At 37.2% G+C, this 20,268-nt stretch carries 21 protein-coding genes; 15 read left to right on the top strand and 6 right to left on the bottom strand.

From position 1 onward, the window contains the following. Positions 1-8: 8 nt before the first annotated feature. The 10 genes from leuD to ubiE all read left to right on the top strand — a co-directional run bounded on the left by leuD (position 9) and on the right by ubiE (position 9,212). Positions 9-593 carry a 3-isopropylmalate dehydratase small subunit gene (leuD, locus tag RHP56_RS09995; protein WP_102753464.1) on the top strand — a complete coding sequence of 195 codons (585 nt, stop codon included), beginning with the start codon at positions 9-11 and terminating at the stop codon, positions 591-593. A 10-nt stretch (positions 594-603) separates the two neighbouring features. Next, complete coding sequence (locus tag RHP56_RS09990; RefSeq protein WP_258984335.1) at positions 604-1,890, top strand: MFS transporter; 1,287 nt, start codon at positions 604-606, stop codon at positions 1,888-1,890. Between the two features lie 17 nt (positions 1,891-1,907). Continuing rightward, on the top strand, positions 1,908-2,696 hold the full coding sequence (locus RHP56_RS09985; RefSeq protein WP_042251955.1) for an L-threonylcarbamoyladenylate synthase: 789 nt from the start codon (positions 1,908-1,910) through the stop codon (positions 2,694-2,696). Between the two features lie 204 nt (positions 2,697-2,900). Then, on the top strand, positions 2,901-3,209 hold the full coding sequence (locus tag RHP56_RS09980; RefSeq protein WP_011680541.1) for a PadR family transcriptional regulator: 309 nt from the start codon (positions 2,901-2,903) through the stop codon (positions 3,207-3,209). A gap of 4 nt (positions 3,210-3,213) precedes the next feature. After that, the gene (locus RHP56_RS09975; RefSeq protein WP_011680540.1) at positions 3,214-3,819 is read left to right on the top strand and encodes a DUF1700 domain-containing protein; all 606 of its coding nucleotides are present in this window, start codon (positions 3,214-3,216) and stop codon (positions 3,817-3,819) included. A 1-nt stretch (position 3,820) separates the two neighbouring features. Continuing rightward, positions 3,821-4,798: a DUF4097 family beta strand repeat-containing protein gene (locus tag RHP56_RS09970; RefSeq protein ID WP_050884175.1), complete on the top strand. Its 978-nt coding sequence runs from the start codon at positions 3,821-3,823 to the stop codon at positions 4,796-4,798. 493 nt (positions 4,799-5,291) lie between these two features. Continuing rightward, positions 5,292-6,317 carry a HoxN/HupN/NixA family nickel/cobalt transporter gene (locus tag RHP56_RS09965; RefSeq protein ID WP_081099108.1) on the top strand — a complete coding sequence of 342 codons (1,026 nt, stop codon included), beginning with the start codon at positions 5,292-5,294 and terminating at the stop codon, positions 6,315-6,317. Between the two features lie 157 nt (positions 6,318-6,474). Next, complete coding sequence (locus RHP56_RS09960) at positions 6,475-6,990, top strand: GNAT family N-acetyltransferase (protein ID WP_010295526.1); 516 nt, start codon at positions 6,475-6,477, stop codon at positions 6,988-6,990. A gap of 75 nt (positions 6,991-7,065) precedes the next feature. Beyond that, the gene (locus RHP56_RS09955) at positions 7,066-8,505 is read left to right on the top strand and encodes an o-succinylbenzoate--CoA ligase (protein WP_102753466.1); all 1,440 of its coding nucleotides are present in this window, start codon (positions 7,066-7,068) and stop codon (positions 8,503-8,505) included. Then, a complete protein-coding gene (gene ubiE / locus RHP56_RS09950; protein ID WP_102753467.1) occupies positions 8,502-9,212 on the top strand; it encodes a bifunctional demethylmenaquinone methyltransferase/2-methoxy-6-polyprenyl-1,4-benzoquinol methylase UbiE in 711 nt (236 codons plus the stop codon). Before RHP56_RS09955 ends, ubiE begins: the two co-directional genes overlap by 4 nt. Before the next feature lie 104 nt (positions 9,213-9,316). On the opposite strand, the gene RHP56_RS09945 is transcribed toward ubiE, so the two are convergent. Together RHP56_RS09945 and RHP56_RS09940 are read right to left on the bottom strand one after the other, a co-directional pair. Beyond that, on the bottom strand, positions 9,317-10,198 hold the full coding sequence (locus RHP56_RS09945) for a metal ABC transporter solute-binding protein (protein WP_010285772.1): 882 nt from the start codon (positions 10,196-10,198) through the stop codon (positions 9,317-9,319). Further along, positions 10,195-10,635, bottom strand: a complete 441-nt coding sequence (locus tag RHP56_RS09940; RefSeq protein WP_059442087.1) for a MarR family transcriptional regulator — start codon at positions 10,633-10,635, stop codon at positions 10,195-10,197. Before RHP56_RS09940 ends, RHP56_RS09945 begins: the two co-directional genes overlap by 4 nt. Before the next feature lie 77 nt (positions 10,636-10,712). On the opposite strand from RHP56_RS09940, the gene RHP56_RS09935 reads away from it, so the two are divergent. Continuing rightward, positions 10,713-11,630, top strand: a complete 918-nt coding sequence (locus RHP56_RS09935) for a D-alanyl-D-alanine carboxypeptidase family protein (RefSeq protein WP_223317031.1) — start codon at positions 10,713-10,715, stop codon at positions 11,628-11,630. Between the two features lie 46 nt (positions 11,631-11,676). Here the strand turns inward: RHP56_RS09935 and zwf are convergent, their stop codons facing one another. After that, entirely contained in the window at positions 11,677-13,137 is a 1,461-nt protein-coding gene (zwf, locus tag RHP56_RS09930; RefSeq protein WP_002815576.1) for a glucose-6-phosphate dehydrogenase, read from the bottom strand. Positions 13,138-13,552: 415 nt separating this feature from the next. Here zwf and RHP56_RS09925 point away from each other — a divergent pair, with 415 nt between their 5' ends. After that, a complete protein-coding gene (locus RHP56_RS09925; RefSeq protein ID WP_011680533.1) occupies positions 13,553-14,785 on the top strand; it encodes an MDR family MFS transporter in 1,233 nt (410 codons plus the stop codon). Between the two features lies 1 nt (position 14,786). Here the strand turns inward: RHP56_RS09925 and RHP56_RS09920 are convergent, their stop codons facing one another. Next, positions 14,787-15,299, bottom strand: a complete 513-nt coding sequence (locus RHP56_RS09920; RefSeq protein WP_114665936.1) for a phosphoribosylanthranilate isomerase — start codon at positions 15,297-15,299, stop codon at positions 14,787-14,789. A 543-nt stretch (positions 15,300-15,842) separates the two neighbouring features. On the opposite strand from RHP56_RS09920, the gene RHP56_RS09915 reads away from it, so the two are divergent. Next, positions 15,843-16,820, top strand: a complete 978-nt coding sequence (locus tag RHP56_RS09915) for an aldo/keto reductase (protein WP_011680531.1) — start codon at positions 15,843-15,845, stop codon at positions 16,818-16,820. Positions 16,821-16,830: 10 nt separating this feature from the next. Here the strand turns inward: RHP56_RS09915 and RHP56_RS09910 are convergent, their stop codons facing one another. After that, positions 16,831-17,301: a MarR family winged helix-turn-helix transcriptional regulator gene (locus RHP56_RS09910; protein WP_010285549.1), complete on the bottom strand. Its 471-nt coding sequence runs from the start codon at positions 17,299-17,301 to the stop codon at positions 16,831-16,833. Positions 17,302-17,393: 92 nt separating this feature from the next. Here RHP56_RS09910 and RHP56_RS09905 point away from each other — a divergent pair, with 92 nt between their 5' ends. Then, positions 17,394-18,368, top strand: a complete 975-nt coding sequence (locus RHP56_RS09905) for an aldo/keto reductase (protein WP_462794702.1) — start codon at positions 17,394-17,396, stop codon at positions 18,366-18,368. A 160-nt stretch (positions 18,369-18,528) separates the two neighbouring features. On the opposite strand, the gene RHP56_RS09900 is transcribed toward RHP56_RS09905, so the two are convergent. After that, on the bottom strand, positions 18,529-18,909 hold the full coding sequence (locus RHP56_RS09900; protein WP_462794701.1) for a winged helix-turn-helix transcriptional regulator: 381 nt from the start codon (positions 18,907-18,909) through the stop codon (positions 18,529-18,531). Positions 18,910-19,050: 141 nt separating this feature from the next. Here RHP56_RS09900 and RHP56_RS09895 point away from each other — a divergent pair, with 141 nt between their 5' ends. Continuing rightward, positions 19,051-20,241: an NADH-dependent flavin oxidoreductase gene (locus RHP56_RS09895; RefSeq protein ID WP_010292669.1), complete on the top strand. Its 1,191-nt coding sequence runs from the start codon at positions 19,051-19,053 to the stop codon at positions 20,239-20,241. Positions 20,242-20,268: the final 27 nt, after the last annotated feature.

The raw sequence follows: 20,268 nt of genomic DNA, 5'->3' as shown, positions 1-20,268 counted from the left end.
GGAATAATATGGAAGCTTTTGTAAGAGAAACAGGTAGAACGGTTGTTATTCCAAATGACAACATTAATACTGATATTATCTTGCCTAAACAATTTTTGAAAAACATTTTAAAGACCGGCTTTGGTAAAAATTTATTCTTTGATTGGCGCTACAATGCCGACGGTTCGTTGAATGAGGCGTTTGAATTGAACAAACCAGCACATCAAGGGGCTTCAATTTTAATTACAGGAAATGATTTTGGATCGGGATCATCACGAGAACACGCAGTATGGGCGTTAACGGATTATGGATTCAGGGCAGTGATTGGCGGCGGATTTTCAGACATTTTTTACATGAATTCAACTAAGAATGGTTTGTTACCGATTGTGTTGCCCGAAGAAAATCGGAAAATATTACGGGGTATTCAAGCAGATGAAAATATTCAAATTGATTTACCCGAACAAACTGTGACTTATAAAAACTATACTTTCCACTTTGATATCAACTCACAATGGAAAGAAAAGTTTATCAATGGTGAAGATGATATTGATAACACGATGAAATATGAAAAATTGATCGCTGCATTCGAAAAGCAACGACCAAATTTTGGTTAGGAGGCAGTACATGGAACAGGCAATGAATTTGCAACAACGGATGGACACGACTAAAGAAACAGCGACATTTTACCGTGTCTTTGCGATGATTGCAGCTGGTATGATTTTAGATGGGGCGGACGTTTATCTTGCTAGTGCAGTAAATAGTGCAATAGTTAGCACACATTTTGCCACACTTGCACAAGGTTCTGTGTTTCTTTCCTCTGGATTTTTAGGTCTTTTCTTCGGGTCCATTTTTGCTGGATTTATCGGTGATTTTCTGGGCAGGAGAAAAGCGTATTCGACTAATTTATTGATATTTGGTGTACTAACCCTAGGTGCGGCATTTGCAACTAATATTTGGATGTTAGTCGGACTACGTTTTTTCGCCGCAATTGGGTTAGGCGCAGAAATTGTGACAGGTTACGCTTTAATTAATGAATTTGCCCCAATTAAAAATCGTGGTCGGTGGAGTGGCGTAACTTCTGTGGTTGCTAATTTGGCTGCACCATTGACCTTACTTTTGGCAGCAAGCATTATTCCTCGTTATACATGGCGTGCAATGTTTGTTATTGTTGGTGTGTTAGCATTGATTTTATGGGTGGTTCGCCGTCATTTTCCCGAATCACCGCGATGGTTAATTGCACGTGGTGAATATGATAAAGCTGAAAAGATCATTGAGAAATTGGAAGTGAATGGTTCGTACAGCACAAACGATTCTAGTGTAAAACGACAACCAGTGAAGACTAGGATTGGCATTGGGCTGTTGGTTGCAACGGTTGCTGTCAGTGCAGTTAATTTAACGCAGTATACATTTACATCGTGGATGCCAACATTATTGATCAAACAAGGAATCGAAGTGGTTCATTCACTAACATTCTCCGCAGTTATGATGGCTGGGGCTCCAATAGGCGCACTGATAGGCGCATTATTGGTTGACGTGATAGGTCGTAAAAAGGTCATTGTTTCTGCCTTTGTAATGACTGCGGTGTTTGGGATGATTTATTCGCAGCAACATACAACGGTTGGAATTTTAACTGTAGGATTTTTGGTCGTAACTATGATGTATATTTTGATGGCTTCGGTTGTTGGGGTTTATATGTCAGAGTTGTTCCCTACTTACTTTAGATTCCGTGGAACGGGTTATGCTAATGGCGTTGCTAAAATATTGACGGTTTTAACACCATATTTTGCAGCGTGGGCAATTACACAATTTAGTGCGAACTTGATTTTCTATTTTATCGCAGCAGTGGCGCTAATTGCAGCTATTGTGGTCGCAGTTTATGGACCAGAAACAAAACAAAAAGCAATATATTAAAAGGATGGTATTTTATCATGACAGAAGCAACAACAGCAAAGATTCATTGGAATGGTGGCGTTCAAGGTGAAGCCATTAACATCTTGAAAGAAGATGGGGGGATGATCGTTAGTCCAACAAAAGTGGGTTACATTATCATGACTTCAGATGATCAAGGGTTGGAACGAAAATTTGCTGCTAAGAATCGTAAGCGTAATAAGCCAGGTGTCGTGCTATGTGGTTCAGTAGAACAAGTTAAAGAATTAGCACAAATGACACCTGAAATCGAACAAATGTATCAACAACATTGGGATGAGGACATTTTGTTGGGTTGTATCTTGCCATGGAAAGAAGAAGCAAAGAGCAAGATACCAAATGACGGGACAAAAAATTTGATGATGGATAAACGTGAAACTAGTTGTTTTGTTATCAAGTTTGGTACACCAAGTGAAAATATTGCCAAAGAAATGTGGGAAAAGTACGGTAAGTTCTCATTTGCAAGTTCAGCTAATCCTTCTGGTAAGGGGAATCGTGGTTTGGTAGCTGGCATTGGTGACCAAATTGAAAATGCTGCTGACCTAATTATTGAGGCCGATGATTACGTGGCATCAATTCAACCCGACAAAACGTTAGATACACGTTACGAACAAGGGGTGATGGTATCTATGGTTGATGAGACAGGTAAGCTCATTCCAGAACAAAATGGTGCTGTTGGTATCCAACCAGCGCCAATCGTTATTCGTAAAGGATTAGATGTCGACAAAATCATGAAAATTATGAGTGATATTTTCTCGTCATGGGACTATCGTCACGGATTTTATTACTAAAAAATTGCATAAAACAGTTAAAAGCCAAACGAGCGTTACGCTATCTATTTTATTGATTGCGAGCTATTAAAAGATGATTAGGCAACGAAAAATATCTCAACGATGACATTTGTTGAGATATTTTTTTGTTGACAAAACAATTAAAAATCCATATAATATTTTTGAACATATATTATATGTCGTATAGTATTGGAGAAAATAAGTATGGCAATTCAAATGAGTTCAGAATTATTAGACGGTTGCGTTTTAGCGATATTAGATAAAGAAGATTATTACGGTTATGCATTAACGCAAAGAGTGCAGGGTACGATTTCTGTTTCGGAATCGACGTTATACCCTGTACTACGGAGATTAAAAAATAATCAATTTGTTACAACGTATGATCAACCTTATCAAGGCAGAAATCGACGTTATTACCAGATTACAACACAGGGTCGTGACAGATTGGCTAGCATACGCCAAGATTGGGTAATGTTCCAAGCAAACGTTGACACATTATTGAAGGAGAGATAAGCAGATGGAGAATTATTTAGCTGAGTTAGAGCAACTACTACATCAGTTGCACCATTCAGATAAAGAGGAAGCGATGAATTTCTATCGAGAGTACGTGATGGATGCTGATTTAGTCACATATGAGCAATGCATTAGTGAGTTAGGCACGCCAAAACAACTCTCACGAAAAATTTTAGCTGACTATTCAATTAAGGCAGATGAAAAATCAACAGATGATACAACTAGTAAAAATCCACGGTCAAATATTAAGCTGATTTGGTGGATTGCATTAGCATTACTGGCGTCACCGTTAGCATTACCTGTATTTATTGTCTTGGTCACGCTTGCTGCTGTTGGTTTTGCAGTTTTAGCGTCTTTTATTGCGGTTGTCATTGCGTTGACTTTGTCAGGTGTGGTATCAGCGATTATCGGAGTGAGTGTTTTGCTGCAGTCAATCTGGACGGGGCTGTATTATATTGGTTGTGGTTTGCTCATATTGGGCATAATGTTGACAGTAATGCCAGCTGGTATTGGTCTCTTGAGGTGGCTAATTGATAAAACAGCACAATTAAGCAAGGCAATTTATCGTCGTTTTACTGATAAAAAGTACATGCATCGGGAGGACAAATAACATGAAACGAAGTGTTAAAATTGGATTGAGTTTGATAGTTATTGGTGCTGTGCTAGCTTTAATTGGATTTGGTTTTGGTGGCGGGTCCAGTTCTATTTCTTGGAATAATGGCCCTAAAGTTATTGACCGTAAAACACAAAAAGAAAAAATGGTACAACAATCATATACTTATAACGAGGTGAAAAATATTGACGTGTCAACATCTTTACCTGTACGTATTATCACAGGGGATGTTAAGAAAACCACCGTTAAAGTAATGACGTATCAGAAACTACCCGAGTTGAGCTATCAGCAAAGTCATTTGAAAATTACTGATAAACAGGCTGGTAGTGTATCTCCAGGTCATATTAAAATCGAATTGTTTTCTTGGAAATATGAGAATCAGGGAGATCAAGATGGAATTGTAATTACAGTTCCGCAATCACAAAGTTTGTCTGATATTCAAATTGACGGACAGAATAGCAGTGATGTTAGCCTGTCTGATGTCAAAGCGGATAAAATAGCAATTCAACATGTTGCAGATACAAGATTAAAAAACATAATAGTTCAACATGACTTAACGCTTGATGATATTGAAGATACTGATTTAAATGACGTGACTACATCGACAGCTACAATTAAAAGTGATAATGGTGATTTAACTATACAAAATACACGAATTAGCGATGGAATGAACATTCAACTTGAAAATGGTGACTTGAGCATGCATCATAATCATATTAATACGGGTAAAATAAACACATCATATGGGGATGTCGCTTTAATGAATAACCAACTATCTGGTCAGCTTACCATTACAGCACAAGATGGCGATATATCGGCAATGATTGGGAAAAGTAGTGTGACTGCTAAAACGCTTGACGGAGATATTTCTGCTTTCAATAGTCATGATGATGATCAAACAAGTTACACACATAAAGGAACAACTGGGGCGTACGTCATATCAACAGACAGCGGGGACGTGACAATTAAGCAGTAGTTAATATATTTGCTCGTTAGTTGCTTAGTAACATTTATTCTATTATTAAAATAAGATAATAAAACGTTTGACATAATTAGATTTTGATAATATAATTAGTTTCATATTAAAAAATATAAATTATATGAAAAAGAGGAAAAATTATGAACAAAACAATTAAAAAAATGAACCATTCTCTCCTCTACCTACTTCTCAGTTGATGTTTAGTAGGTTCTTTGAGTGACTATCTACTAAACCAATGTGACATTGATTAGTAGATAGTTGGGACAAGTGAGTAATAACACCCCAACTGTTAAAGGTTGGGGTGTTTTTTTGTCCTTTTCAACTTAAAGAGGCAGTAGCGCGAATTCGAATGAGCATCGTGCTAAAAAATAATTGAAGGTAGTATGAAAGGACATGTTTAGTTCATTAGGGACACAATTTGTTCAGCATATTTACGCGATAACAGGTGCTGTGATAATCTTATTTCTACAGCAAAAAGGGAGAAAAATTTATGATGTTAAATATAAAAAAACAAGCAACTATTCAGTCCGATGCGATACGCTATGGGGCAATAATTATTCTTTTTTTGGTATCGGGAATGCTGTTGTTAATGACAAGTGCTACACAATATCCTGAAATGATAGCGATGGCCTATCTTTCCTTCACAATGGGATTGCGGCATGCTTTTGATGTGGATCATATTGCAGCAATTGACAACATGACACGCAAGATGCTTAATGATGGTAAAAATACACGCGGCGTTGGTTTTAGTTTTTCATTTGGACATTCAATGGTTGTGGTGTTGATGGCATTGGTAACCGTTCTGTTTGTAGAATGGGCAAAACATTCTATGCCTATTTTTGAGCAAATAGGAGGCGCCTTAGGAACACTTATTGCAGCTACCATGTTGATGATGTTGGCCATCGTGAATAGTGTTATCTTGCATGATATCTGGGTGAAGTTTGTCGCTATGCGTAATCATCATACCAGAGCAGGTACAGATGACCAAATCAATTCATCTAAGATTTATCGTTTATTTTTGAAACTATTAGGAATGATTAAGCATAACTGGCAAGTAGCAATTGTTGGATTTCTTTTCGGATTAGGTTTTGATACTGCTACTCAGATTGCGGTATTAGCAACATCTGCCACAGCTGCAAATGCGGGAGTTCCCTGGTATGCAACATTAGCTTTTCCGTTATTATTTACTGCTGGTATGTGTTTGATGGATACCATTGATGGTTTTTTTATGAGTACGACGTATCGTTGGGTATTTTCATCACCTTATCGTAAAGTGTATTACAATTTAACAATTACAGGGATTTCTATAATGGCAGCCGGATTTATTGGATTTATTGATTTTGTTCAGTCATTTAGCGTTATGTTTAATTGGAACAACGCATTGACACGATGGGCGGCTTCGCTAGATTTTAACCAGATGGGCGTCATACTGGTCGCATTGTTTGTTATCGCATGGGTCGTTGCGATTACTATTTGGCACGTGTTTAAATTAGCTGATAAAGAACAAATAATTTGAACCATCATCATAAAAAATACGCTAAGGCAGATCAAAAAAGTGTTACTTTAAGTTGATACGCTTGGTGCGTTTTTTATTTTAAATAGCGTAGACCTATCTTTCTTTGAATTATGATAAAATGAGAACAATCGCTACTATGTACATGGAGATCATTCTAATGATAAAAATTGTTAACGTAACCGAAGAAGATAAAGCTTATTGGCAAGACATTTATATGCAATCATTTCCAGAATATGAACGCCTTGATTTTATGCAGCTAGCTCAGCTGGCTAAGACAAAAGAACCCGTTAAGATGGCTTTAGTTGTTGATGAACAACCAGTTGGTATTTTGTTATTGGTTGAAATATCAGCACAAAAAGTATTTGTGCTCTATTTTGCAGTTGATGCGAATATTCGTGGAAGAGGGATTGGGAGTAAAACAATTGCTGCATTAAAAGAGCAGTACCCAAATGGGGTAATATTAGAATCAGAAATTACAGGCCAACAGGCAGATAATGAAATGCAACGTGTGAAACGATATGATTTTTATAAGCGCAATGGGGTTAACGATGCGCATCTCGTGACTAAAAATATGGGCGGGACTTTCCATCTATTGCGTACGACAGATGAAATCTCTGACGATGACTATCTCAACGCAGTCTCAGAATTAGGAATTGAAGCTCAGGTTGAGTAATTTTAGCCATAAAACCAATATTTTTGACACAGCAACATTTTTGTTTTCAAAGAAATTCTGCGGTATGATATAAAAATGGAAAACTGGCTTACAAAACGTGCACGGCTTACGCCGAATCGGATCGCCGTACAGTATAAAAATAAACAATTAACATTTCAAGAAGTGGCTGACCAAGCACACAATATGGCCAAAAAAATTGCGACAGTTACCCAAGATAATTCTCGCGTGGCATTGATAATGAATAATACGCTCACGGGATACTTGGTGATTATGGCTTTGCAGCAACTTGGCAAGACCATCGTTTTTATAAACTGGCGTTTATCAGTAGCAGAAATTAATTATCAGCTTGCAGATGCGGGTGTGACAACTGTTTTAACAGATGATGATTACATGAGCGAGCTAAGTATTGATAAGCAAATTAAGTTCAGTGATTTGTCCACACAGCAAAAGATAACACCAATTGAAACTTTTCCTGAAGACTTTGTGACAAGTATCATGTATACTTCGGGTACAACGAGTAAAGCCAAGGGTGTTATGCAAACATATCAAAACCATTTCTATTCTGCGATGGGGAGTGCTTTGAATTTAGGATTAACATCTGATGATAGTTGGTTAGCTGTTGTACCTATCTTCCACATTAGTGGATTTTCGATCATTATGCGTGGATTAATTTATGGTATGCGCGTGGTCTTACAATCTAAATTTGATGCCCATCAGATTAATGAACTGTTGATTGGACAATCGATTACTGCTATATCAGTCGTTCCAGTGATGTTAAAACAGTTAGTTGCTGACCTACCAAAAGGTGCTCATTATAATAATCATTTTCGGTCAATGCTTCTTGGCGGTGGACCAACAGACCTTGCAACATTGAAACAGGCACAGATCCACCAAATTCCTGTCATTCAATCGTATGGCATGACAGAGACTGCCTCGCAAATTGTGGCGCTTGATGCAAAAGATGCGGTTCAAAAAGTGGGTTCTGTGGGGAAACCATTATTTCCAGTTCGTTTAAAAATTGCTGATCATGCTGGAAAAGTGTCCCAGCAAGGGAATATTTGGGTTCAATCACCAACGCTAACGACAGGATATCTCAATCAACCAGATAAACTAGCTGAACATATGATAGATGGTTGGTTTAATACTGAAGATTATGGTTATTTGGATGCCGAAGGATATTTGTTTGTCCAAGGGCGTGAAGGTGATATGATAAATTCAGGTGGTGAGAATATTTTTCCCAATGAAGTTGAAGATATTTACGCAGAATACCCAGGATTAAATAAAATAGTCGTCGTCGGGGTGTCGGATCAAAAGTGGGGTTCAGTGCCAATAGCTATCGTTTTGGGTGAAGAATTGAAAAAAGATGCTTTAATTCAATTCGGTCGAGAGCGTATTGCGCATTATAAAATACCAAAACGATTTTATCTGGCTCAAAGCTGGCACACTACTGCTAGTGGAAAAACACAACGTAAACCTTTCCTAGCTGAACTTGAAAGATTAAAGGAATTGATATGACATTATCTCCAAAAAATACAGATGTGAAATCTTTATTCAATACAATTGCACCAGAATATGACAAGATGAATAACATTATCAGTCTAGGGGCACATAAAAAATGGCGCCAAAAAGTTATGGATAAAATGGTCTTTCCAAGAAAAGCGCAAATCATTGATTTAGCTACCGGCACTGCTGATTGGGCAATTGCATTGGCAGAAAACAGTGACTCTGATTCTGAGATCATTGGCTTAGACTTCAGTGAATCCATGCTTGTGGTCGGGCAAACAAAGGTTGATATAAGTGACTATTCGGAAAAAATCACACTTGAGCAAGGAGATGTGATGGATTTAGAATTTCCTGATAACAGCTTTGATATTGTGACCATTGGTTTTGGATTACGTAATTTACCTGATCCAAAACAAGGAATCAAAGAAATGTATCGTATTTTAAAGCCAGGCGGACAGCTTGTCATTTTAGAAACATCGCAACCCGATAGCCCTCTTATTAAACCATTTTGGCAGTTATATTTCGGTCATGTCATGCCATTATTTGGGCGTGTTTTTGCTAAAGGAAAATATCAGGAATACAAATATCTTGATGAAACAACAGAACATTTTATGGACTATATGACGCTTGGGCAATTGCTGCTAAAGTCGGGCTTCAAAAAAGTTAGAATTTCTCGTTTTAATTTGGGTGCCGCGGCGGCACACTATGCGACAAAATAGGGTTAGATATAAAGTATTTCATTGGTAGGCAAATTAATGCTAAAAAGATCAGCTATCTTTATGATTTGGATAGCTGATCTTTTTAATTTTTTTCAGAGAGGTTTTTATTGCGTAACTTTTTCGATTGCTTTCAGTTCTTTTAGCTTCCAACTAACATAGTTTTCACCGTTTGGAATGGTTTCAGTTACATTAACAACGGGGATGTCATTTTTCTTTGCTAAATCGATTAAGTTAGAGACAGTTGAACTTGATGTCTGAGTATTATTAACGAAGAAGGCAATTTTATGGTTTGTAATTGCTGATTTAAGTGCAGCTAATGTTGCGGGTGAAGGATCATTACCTTCCTCAATTGCTTCAGAGAAATCTGTATCCATTATTTTGTATCCTAAGGCATCTAGCATATACTCAAAAACAGGTTCAGTTTGGGCAACGGTTTGGCCATCAGCCTTTTTGGATATTTTTGTGATTAAATCATTCACAGGTTTCAGGCTAGCGACGTACTTTTTGGCGTTCTTTTTGTAATAATCGCGGTTTTTAGGGTCTTTCTTACCAAGCTCAGTTGCTAGGTAATTTGCTGTTTTACTCATCGTTTCAGGATCATTCCACAAGTGCGGGTTGACGCCTGTTTTTTTATTTAAAACATCTTCACCGACGCGAATAAGTTTTGTATTTTTAGAAGTTTTGGCAAGCTTATTTAGCCATGCGTCATATCCTAGACCATTAGCAAGAACGATATCAGCACCACTAACCTTTTTAGCAACCGTGGTTGTTGGCTCATAATCTTCGGGAGAAACATTCGCGTCCTTGATAATAGCAGTTGCTGTACCGTGTTCGCCAACTACTGTTTTGGCGATTTCGGCGTAGAAGTCTGTTGAAGCAACAATAGTTATTTTTTGATTGGATGACGACGAGGAGTTACCTCTGAATAAGGCAACACCAATGACGATGACGACAATGGCAGAGAGTGCTATAATTATTTTTTTCATGAGTTATTTCCTATTTTATTGAGTTTTGTTAAAAACTGGGTGATGGTTTGTTGTTGTTCCTGTGTGAAATCAGCCATGATGGTATGAATATCATCGTGCATCGTGGCGTGGGCCTGCTCGTGGAGTTGTGCCAATTTTTCGCCATCTTCAGTCAGTAAATAGTGAGTGCTCCGTTTATCAGAATCATCTACCACCGCTATGACATAATGATAGCGCATCAGGTTTTTAATAGCTTTGGTGATAGCAGGCTTTGATAGATTCATTGCAGCAGCTAATTCTGTGTTAGTCTGCGATTGCAGAATTTTAAGCAACATCAGTAAGTGGGCTTGTGTTGAATTGATCTTTTGTCCAGCAGTTGCCGCTACGAGTTCAGAATTAGTAGCGTATTCTTGAACAAAAGAGTTAAGCTCTTGAATAATCTTATCTGTTTTTTCCATAAACACCTCTTTAGTTTACTGGTTAATTAACCAGTTAATTATATAATGTAAGCGAAGCTATTGTCAATAGGTTATTTTTGAGTACAATTATAGTCATGAAGAAAAGCGGACTACTGGCAGCATTTTGTATTGTGACATTGAGTACAGCATTTCCTGTGAATGGGCAACAACAAATCCAAGCAAGTGAAAAAAAGAAATCAATTAAAAAAATCACAACAACGGCGAAAGCAGCGGTGGTGATGAATGCGGATACAGATAAAATTTTGTCCGAAAAAAACGCTCATAAATCTTTAGCGATTGCGTCAATTAGTAAATTAATGACGGGCTATTTGGTACTAAAAAAGTTACCTTTAGGCACGCAAGTGCAGCCGTCGTCAAACACGATGAAAATCGGAGAAGAATCTAATCTGGCAAGTGTGAATTTGGATAGTAATCAATCCTATTCAGCAGATGAATTATTGCGTGCTGCCTTACAGTTATCAGCTAATGACGCGGCTATTGCCTTAGGTGATCAGGTTAGTGGTTCACAAACAAAGTTTGTTAAATTAATGACTAAGACTAGTCAGTCTTGGGGACTTGCATCAGCGCAATGGTATAATGCAGCAGGAATCCGTAATGATGAAGCAATGGATGATGGCGTTAAGGCGCCTGATAATGCAGAAAATAAGATGTCTGCTGTTGATGTTGCGCTTATGACTGATAATATTTTAGAAAAAACACCACGAATAAAGAGAATTGTTCATCAATCACAAAATCAATTTGATGGCATTACACAAGATAGTAATTATGTTTTAATGAAAAATTATTTTAAAAATACGAAATATACGGTCACCGGTGCTAAACTTGGTATCTCTGTTAAATCAGGCGTTTCTTATGTGGGATTATTTACATATAAAGGGAAGCATTATATCACGGTTGTATTGCATGCTGATCAATACACCAATTTGTCAGCCGTTTTCCGTGAAACCAAACGCATCTTAAATCAGACAATATAAAAAGACCGTCAAACAAAGATTTGTTTGATGGTCTTTTTAAATGTGCTTATCCTTTAAATACCCAAGCATCGCCATTTTCAGCTAATAGCTTGTCTGATGCTTCAGGACCCATTGAACCTGACTTATATGTCTCCAATGGTGCTTTATCTGCATCGTAAACGGCAGTAATTGCGTCAACAAACTTCCAAGCAATTGATACACCGTTCCAATCAGCAAAGTTTGATCCGTCACCATTCATTGTATCGTGAATCATACGTTCGTATGGTTCTGGTGTGTTCTTCTTGTCTTCATCAGATACTGCCCAATCCAAGTTGATTGTGCGGGTGTTGAAGGCATCTTCAACTGACTTAGCGTTAAGCTTCAATTCAATAGCACCCTTTGGATCAATGATGATTGAGAGTACTGATTCTTGTGCTTCTTGTTCTGAACCAAAGTTGAATGTGCCAGCCTTAAATACAATATCAACACGTGTTTGCTTGGCAGCCAAACGCTTACCTGAACGAACATAGAAAGGAACACCTTCCCAACGTGGCAAATCGAACTGCAATTCACCAGCAATGAATGTGTTGTTCTTTGAGTCAGCAGGGACATCTGCTTCTTCCAAATATGGCTTGTAATCAGCTGTATCACCAGCACCATATTGTGCACGAACGAAGTACTTATTCACTTCTTCTTCGTTATAAATCTTTAATGCATTGAAGGCGGCGTTTTTAGCTGCACGGATATCCTTATCATTGAATGATTCAGGTTTTTCCATTGCTAACCAACCAACAATTTGCATTGTGTGGTTTTGAATCATATCCAAAAGGGCGCCAGTGGTATCGTAGTAACCAGCACGCTCTTCAACACCTAGAACTTCAGCCAAAGTTACTTGTACGTTTTTGATATAGTCCTTATTCCAAGCGGCATCAAAGATTGGGTTACCAAAACGTAATGCTGCAATATTTTGTACCATTTCTTTTCCAAGATAGTGGTCAATACGGAACAGTTGGTCATCATCAAATGCATTTTCCAAATCACTTTGCAATTCTTCTGCGGTGGCGTATGATGTACCAAAAGGCTTTTCAATCATCAAACGATTGTAGCCAGTCTCAGCTAGCAAACCTTCTGATTTCAAATATTTAGCGATTGTACCGAAGAAACGAGGGGCAACTGACATATAGAAAATACGATTGCCATCAATGTCAAATTTGGTTGCTGCTTCTTCGATCGCTGACTTCAAGATACCATAAGAAGCGGCATCTGTGACATCGTGCGCACGGTAAGAAAAATGCGCAATAAACGCTTCAGCTTGTGCTTGATCTTCAGTAAAGTCTTTAATTGAATCACGAACCAATTGCTTAAACTCGTCATCACTTAATTGTTGACGTGCTGTCCCAACAATGGCAAAGTGTTCTTGTAAGTATCCTTTTTTGTAGAGGTTGAAAACTGATGGGTAAAGCTTACGCTTTGCTAAATCACCAGTTCCGCCAAAGAAAGTTACCAACGTTTTGATTTCTGAAACCATGATGTTCCCCTTATATTATAATTAAATTCACTCTCCATTATAACGCAAAAAGGTCTGGAAAAGTACGGGATTCACAAACATATTAAGCGTTGAACAAGTCAAAAATTGATTAAATGACTAGTTTATACTAAAAATATGGTTTAAGTAGGTTAAATAAACTATATATTCACAATATAATTTTACAATGGGATGGTGCTAAATGTTTTACTTGATTATTATTTTATTTTTAATTCTAACTTTCACTTTAGGTATTGGTGTGGCGTTCGAGGGTCTAATTTTAATGGGTATTATATATGTCATCCTTCGATTAATAAAAAACAAACGGGATATGCGCAAATGATGATAAATTAATCACTTAATTTTCCGTTATATGAATAGGTTTCGTGTTACAATTATTCTATTATTCGGAGGATTTATGCAAATTGACTTAACTGATAAGCCGCGGCCACTTGATGAAAAGTGGCTACTTTTTGGTACTTTATTATCCAACACTGGAAATTCAATGATTTGGCCAGTCACGACACTTTATATGACCGGTGTTTTGCACCAAAGTTTTACGATGGCGGGACTAGTTTTAATGGTGGGATCACTTATTAGTATGGTTGGCTCATTTGTTGGTGGCAAACTATTTGATAATTGGCGGCCATATGAAGCGATGGTAATTACGAGTTTTATCATCTTAATTGCTGTTTCCAGTCTAATTATTTGGAATGGGTGGCCCGTATTTGCCTTTTTTATTTGGCTAGCTAATTTTGGTATGGGCGCGGAACAAACGTTAGTTAACTCTTTTGCCACAACAATTCCTGGTGAAAAAACGCGCATCGTATTCAATAATATGTACATTGTGTTGAATATTGGGGTGGTTTTGGGGACCTTAGCAGTAGGATATTTATTTGATTACGGTTTTAACCTGTTGATGATGATTTCGGCAGCATTATATTTTACATTAATGTTAATTATTGCAACCAAATTTAATGTTCCGGTAGTTCGCACGAATACTGAAGCAACGGGCGTTACGACGCCTGAAGGAACAGAAAAAGTGAGCAGTGTCGGTGCACCAAATCAACGTTTTCGCTTGACGCCAGTTTTAGTTGCCATTGGGGCATTGCTGTTCATTACGTATTTATCCTACATGCTGTGGGAAACCGTGATGGCACCGCACATGAAAAGTTTAGGTATGCCAACGCGTAATTATGCAGACTTATGGATGATTAACGGCGTAACTATTATTTTGCTTCAGAAGTTTGTTTCTAATTGGGCAAATCAGCGACCATATCAAGTTTCAGTTATTTTAGGTAGTATTATTTTTGCTTCTAGCTTTTTCTTTTTAATATTTGTAAAAGAGTTTTGGCAAATTGTGCTAGTGTTTGAATTACTAACGATTGGAGAAATGTTACAAAGTCCGCAGGTTCCAGCATGGGTTGCGCAAATCACCCCCAAAGAAGTAGCTGGACAGGCACAAGGTTTTGTTTCAATGATGATCAGCTCAGGTCGAGTCATTGGTCCCATTTATTCGGGTATGATGATGGATCGAGGTTGGATGAAAATTCTTTTTTTATCAGTATTTATAATCATGTTAATTATCACAGCTTTGTTAGCGATCACAATGGCGAAACGAACTAAAAAAACAGTGGAGAATAACAAATAAACTATTTGTTATTCTCCTTCTTCAGTGAAAGTTGTTTTTTAAGAAAGACAATTTTGGATAAATCTTTTTGGTTGCCCTGTTGTTGGCGGTAACTGTCCGTTGAAGATGCTGTATAAATATTCATAAATTGTTGTAAAGTGGGCGTCAGAAATTTAATACTGCCGAGGTTATTTTCAACTAAATCCTGTAAATCAACATTTGCGAATTGTGGTAAACAATCTATACTACCAAATGCCACTGATAAATCCCCTTTTTGGAATTCATGTTCATGCAAATTCGTTAGTTGAAAACCCAAACCAAGCATGATGTTTAGAATCAAGTCCCATTGGTAGATTCTTAGACGGTCTGGTGCATCCCAACCGTTAGGATTTCCGGGTACATGAATGTCTATATCATTAGCCTGCCAATCTATTTTTGTTAAATATTCTAGACCAACAGAACCCATCAGGACAGGAGTAATTGCTACCTTATTCAATTCCTTTGCGATGATCAGAAAGGCATCTATTTTTTTCATTACTTTTTCTCCTTTATAAAAATGTTGCTCTTTTTAATTATACCGAACAGACAAATATTTTCGGTGTAAGCGCTTGCAAAAAAACAAGAACCATGTTACAATTTAAGTATAGATTAGGAGAGAGTCCTAAAACAATTCAAGTTGTGTAAGCTATACGAATGATAGCTTAAGCGGATTTTCTTTAATCCAGGACAGTTTGCTCAGTACTCTAGTTGGAAAGTGATGGACGTGTGAAAACGTACATGTGGCTGGTAATTAGGGTCGATGGTGACGCATAAGATGTATGGGTCTTATGTTTGTCACCTGAGAGCAGGCTGTTTTTTGTTGTGGTTGGTAGATAGGGGTCTAATAAACTGTTTTTATGAGTGCAGGTACTTTGCACTCTTTTTATATATTATGAATATAGTCGACATTTTTTATAGTTAAAAATGACTAGTCATTTTATTTATATAAAACTATAAATTTTATTAATTATATGTTGTTTATAAACAATAGATGATATATCATGTATTTATCAAATTATTACAAAAAAAGGAAAAGAAAATGCTACAAAGAAATTTAGGGTCGCAAGGGTTAAAAGTTTCATCAGTCGGGTTGGGGTGCATGGGTATGAGTAGCACGTACGGTCGCGCTGATGACAAGGAATCAATTGCGTCAATTAGGCAGGCGGTCGTTAATGGCGTTTCATTGTTTGATACTGCAAATGTTTATGGTAACGGACATAATGAAAAATTATTAGGAAAAGCACTTAAAGGCGTGGACAAGCAAGTAACAGTGGCCACAAAAGTGGGCATTCAAGAAATGCAATTGAACCAAAAGAGAATCAACGGTCGTCCTGATTATATTAGATCTGAAGTTGAAAAGTCTTTGATTCGTTTAGATAGAGAGTATATTGATTTGTACTACCTGCATCGAGTAGACCCAGATGTACCAATTGAAGAAAGCATTGGTGAAATGTCTCGACTAGTTGAAGAGGGTAAAGTTAAATACATTGGGATATCAGAAGCCTCTTTGTCAACGATTAAAAGAGCTCATCAAACACATCCTATAACGGCGGTTCAAAGCGAATATTCATTGTGGAGTCGTGGTGTTGAGAAAGAAATAATGCCTTATTTACAAGCAAATGAAATTGGATTTGTAGCATACAGTCCATTGGGCAGAGGATTTTTTGCAGATGACTTTAGTTTGGATGCGTCGAAAGAAGACGTACGCCAATATTTGCCTAGGTTTCAGGGTGACAATCTCACTGCTAATCAGGAAGTATTTAAAGTAATTCGTAATTTATCACAAAAGTTAGGAATGACATCTTCACAACTAGCCTTGGCATGGTTATTGCAAAAAAACAGTAACTTAATAGCTATCCCAGGAAGTAAGTCAATTCAGCACATTAACGAAAATATTGCATCAAGTCATATTGATCTTGATGATAAAATAATTCATATTTTAGATAAAATATTTGATGAATCTAATACACATGGCAGTCGTTATCCTAGTATGTTAATGGACGAATTGGAAAAGTAAAATAGATTCATCAAGTTAATGATGAATCTATTTTCATTCTTTTTTCAATTTTTTGTTCACTCTCTGTACCAGTTATTTGGTATCTCAAAACAGAAATAAAGGTTTTAATATCAATCGTGTCAGATAGAGAGGAGAGATTATATGCATTAAATAGGTTTTCTTTCTCCTTGATACTAGGTATTAACTCACGGCCCTTAGAGGTCAAATGTAGGACTGATTTTCGATTATCATCAATGGCTTTACTTTTATAGATGAAACCATTTTGCACCAATCGTTGCACTAATCGACTAGGACTCTTACTTTCACAAATTAGTAGATTACCTAATTCTTTTAATGATAGAGGTTCTTTTTTTGACAAAACTTGTAACACCTCACTTTGATTAGGTGTTATACCAAGAGGAGCTAAGAACTCAGCATATTTTTTCTGTCCTTCTTTTTGGACAGCGTTGATAAGATATCTTAATAAATCAGCATCATTCATTTTCTTCATCCTATAGTAAAAGTATTTTTATCTATAATAGCATACTACACAAACATCGTACGATTGAAAATAAAAAAGGAAATAAAATAACCATGAATAAAAGTAGACAATTAGGACAGACTGACCTGTATTTATCTCCACTGGGACTAGGTACCTGGCAATATAGCACAAAAAATAGCAGCGGAACCTCAATGTGGGGAAATACCGAGACGGAGACAGTTTATGAAATTATCAAGCATTCCTTACAGAATGGGATGAATTGGATAGACACAGCTGAAATTTATGGCAATGGAACCTCTGAAACATTTATTGGGGAAGTAACGCAGCGCTTGCAAAGAGAAGAAGCCTTAGCAACCAATCCTTTCATCGCGAGTAAATGGTTTCCTTTGGCTCGTTCGGCGTCATCAATTACTAAAACGATTGATGACCGTTTAGAATACCTACAAATACCGACCATTGATTTATATCAAATTCATCAACCGACATCTCGGTCATCTTTAAGAAAGCAGATTGAAGCCATGGTATCGCTTGCAGAACAACACAAAGTGAAACAGATTGGGGTGAGCAACTTTTCTGCTAAACAAATGGTCAAAGCCCATCATTTACTGCAAGAGTATGGGATGACACTTGCTTCCAATCAAGTTAAATATAATTTACTACACCGTAGTCCTGAGAAAAATGGCACACTAGAGGCTGCTAAAGAATTAGGGATAACAATAATTGCTTACTCGCCTTTGCAACAAGGATTATTAACAGGGCGATTTCATGAACAACCTGAATCTTTATCAAAGGTGAGTCGTTTTAGAAAGCTACAGTCGAATATGACTACCAAAACCTTGCAAAGGACTGAACCACTTTATCAAGAACTAAAGAGGTTATCACTAAACTATGGTGTGACAATTTCTCAGATTTCTTTAAACTGGTTAATTAATGCTCAAGGGGATACAGTTTTAGCGATCCCAGGAGCATCTAAAATACAACAGGCGCAAGATAACGTAGAGGCTTTGAATTTCGATTTGTCTAACAGCGACATTGAACGGTTGAACCGTATTTCAGCAGGTTTATAATGCTTTAAATTTGTTATATTAACTTTTTGAATCAAAATGGCCACTGACAATGGTATTGGTAAATGTAAAATAAGTGGAGCATAAAATATTGACTATATAAATGAATTTGATGATAATAGTTTTAATCACATGCCAGATAATTAGCGAGAAAGGTTTAATATTAATCATCGAATTTCAAATAGCCATTGTGATTATTATTCAATAAATTGACTGGTTGCATATTACTTTGCAATTTTCTGACTCGTTTTTCACCCCAAATAGACATTGCTATTAATACTTCTCGCAAAGTCTTACCTTCCTCAGATAGGTAATATTCTACTTTTGGTGGCACTTGATTATAGACTTTGCGTATAATAATTTCATCTTCTTCTAATTCGCGTAGCTGTTGTGTCAACGTTTTTTGGGCGATATTAGGTATTCGACGGCGGAGCTCGCCAGTACGAATAGGGCCATTGCCTAGATGACATAATATGATTGGTTTCCATTTGCCGCCAATCACGTCTAAAGTTGCTTCTACACCGATATGATATATTCTTTCCATCAGTAATTACGTGACTCCTTATATATTCTACGAGTACCTTTTAGTTCCTATGGTACATATTAGTGCGTACTTGTTTCAATATCTGTAAACAGTATACTACATGTACAGGAATAAGAAACAATTGACCGAAAGGATAATACAATGGAAAAACGAAAGTTTTTGTCTCGTTTTAAATTTGATAACGGCTTAGTAATTAAAAATCATATTGTGATGTCACCTATGACAACAATGACTAGTTTTTATAATGGCATGATAACCACCGATGAACTTAATTATTATGCAGCTCGTGCTGGCGGCCCGGGGATTATCATCACTGGTGTTGCTAATGTTAGTGATAATGGTAAAGGGTTTGAAGGCGAATTATCAGTTGCTCATGACGCAATGCTACCAGGATTAATTAAATTAGCTAAGGTTATTCATAAAGACGGTACCAAAGCAATTTTGCAAATATTTCATGCAGGTCGAAAAGCCAATAGTGCTATCCTTCGTGGGGAACGCCCTGTTAGTGCTAGTGCGATTGCTGCTAGTTATCCAGCTGATTCTGAGACTCCACGGGCATTAAACGATTCAGAAGTTCACCAAATTATTACTGAATTTGGCGAAGCAACTAGGCGAGCGATTGAAGCAGGTTTTGATGGCGTCGAGCTACACGGCGCCAACACTTATTTGTTGCAACAATTTTATTCTGAAAATTCCAATCAAAGAAGTGATGAGTGGGGTGGTTCTAGAGGAAAGCGCCTAAAGTTCCCATTAGCTGTGATTGAAACTGTTAATAAAACGGTAAAAAAATATTCAAAAAAACCATTCATAGTCGGTTATCGAATCTCCCCAGAAGAAATTGAGGAGCCCGGTATTCGATTAGAAGATTCTCTCTTCTTCGTTGATCAGATTAAGCACAAAGTAGACTATATCCATCTATCTATGGGCAGTTATAAACGGACATCTCTAAACAATAAGGCGAACAAGGAAACGTTAATTTCTCAGTTTTCTCAACATACGAAGAATATAGTACCGCTTATTGGTATAGGATCAGTGGAAACACCAGATGATGTTAATGCTGTCATGTCTGATGGTGCAGATTTAGTAGCTATTGGTCGAGAATTCATTAGAGAGCCGCAATGGGTTCAAAAGATTGAAAGAAACGATTTGGAAAGTATTCGTACTTTGATTAGTCCGTCCGATATGGCAGAATTGGCTATTCCATCTGTCATGCAAGTTTATTTAAGAGAGTCCTTTTATTCTGTCATGCATTTTACTGATGACATCGAAACGCAAAGCGACTACCAAAACGCATTAGCACCAATGGAAGGGTTAGAAAAGAAGCTAAGCTAATAGACTCGACTGTACTAATAAAGTTAA

It is taken from the genome of Leuconostoc sp. C5, from assembly GCF_056530425.1.
This window is presented reverse-complemented; position numbering and strand designations above follow the sequence as displayed.

Excerpts from the sequence above, each read along its gene's own strand:
- leuD (WP_102753464.1), top strand. The coding sequence starts at position 9 with ATGGAAGCTTTTGTAAGAGAAACAGGTAGAACGGTTGTTATTCCAAAT.
- RHP56_RS09990 (WP_258984335.1), top strand. The coding sequence starts at position 604 with ATGGAACAGGCAATGAATTTGCAACAACGGATGGACACGACTAAAGAA.
- RHP56_RS09985 (WP_042251955.1), top strand. The coding sequence starts at position 1,908 with ATGACAGAAGCAACAACAGCAAAGATTCATTGGAATGGTGGCGTTCAA.
- RHP56_RS09980 (WP_011680541.1), top strand. The coding sequence starts at position 2,901 with ATGGCAATTCAAATGAGTTCAGAATTATTAGACGGTTGCGTTTTAGCG.
- RHP56_RS09975 (WP_011680540.1), top strand. The coding sequence starts at position 3,214 with ATGGAGAATTATTTAGCTGAGTTAGAGCAACTACTACATCAGTTGCAC.
- RHP56_RS09970 (WP_050884175.1), top strand. The coding sequence starts at position 3,821 with ATGAAACGAAGTGTTAAAATTGGATTGAGTTTGATAGTTATTGGTGCT.
- RHP56_RS09965 (WP_081099108.1), top strand. The coding sequence starts at position 5,292 with ATGATGTTAAATATAAAAAAACAAGCAACTATTCAGTCCGATGCGATA.
- RHP56_RS09960 (WP_010295526.1), top strand. The coding sequence starts at position 6,475 with ATGATAAAAATTGTTAACGTAACCGAAGAAGATAAAGCTTATTGGCAA.
- RHP56_RS09955 (WP_102753466.1), top strand. The coding sequence starts at position 7,066 with ATGGAAAACTGGCTTACAAAACGTGCACGGCTTACGCCGAATCGGATC.
- ubiE (WP_102753467.1), top strand. The coding sequence starts at position 8,502 with ATGACATTATCTCCAAAAAATACAGATGTGAAATCTTTATTCAATACA.
- RHP56_RS09945 (WP_010285772.1), bottom strand. The coding sequence starts at position 10,198 with ATGAAAAAAATAATTATAGCACTCTCTGCCATTGTCGTCATCGTCATT.
- RHP56_RS09940 (WP_059442087.1), bottom strand. The coding sequence starts at position 10,635 with ATGGAAAAAACAGATAAGATTATTCAAGAGCTTAACTCTTTTGTTCAA.
- zwf (WP_002815576.1), bottom strand. The coding sequence starts at position 13,137 with ATGGTTTCAGAAATCAAAACGTTGGTAACTTTCTTTGGCGGAACTGGT.
- RHP56_RS09925 (WP_011680533.1), top strand. The coding sequence starts at position 13,553 with ATGCAAATTGACTTAACTGATAAGCCGCGGCCACTTGATGAAAAGTGG.
- RHP56_RS09920 (WP_114665936.1), bottom strand. The coding sequence starts at position 15,299 with ATGAAAAAAATAGATGCCTTTCTGATCATCGCAAAGGAATTGAATAAG.
- RHP56_RS09915 (WP_011680531.1), top strand. The coding sequence starts at position 15,843 with ATGCTACAAAGAAATTTAGGGTCGCAAGGGTTAAAAGTTTCATCAGTC.
- RHP56_RS09910 (WP_010285549.1), bottom strand. The coding sequence starts at position 17,301 with ATGAATGATGCTGATTTATTAAGATATCTTATCAACGCTGTCCAAAAA.
- RHP56_RS09905 (WP_462794702.1), top strand. The coding sequence starts at position 17,394 with ATGAATAAAAGTAGACAATTAGGACAGACTGACCTGTATTTATCTCCA.
- RHP56_RS09900 (WP_462794701.1), bottom strand. The coding sequence starts at position 18,909 with ATGGAAAGAATATATCATATCGGTGTAGAAGCAACTTTAGACGTGATT.
- RHP56_RS09895 (WP_010292669.1), top strand. The coding sequence starts at position 19,051 with ATGGAAAAACGAAAGTTTTTGTCTCGTTTTAAATTTGATAACGGCTTA.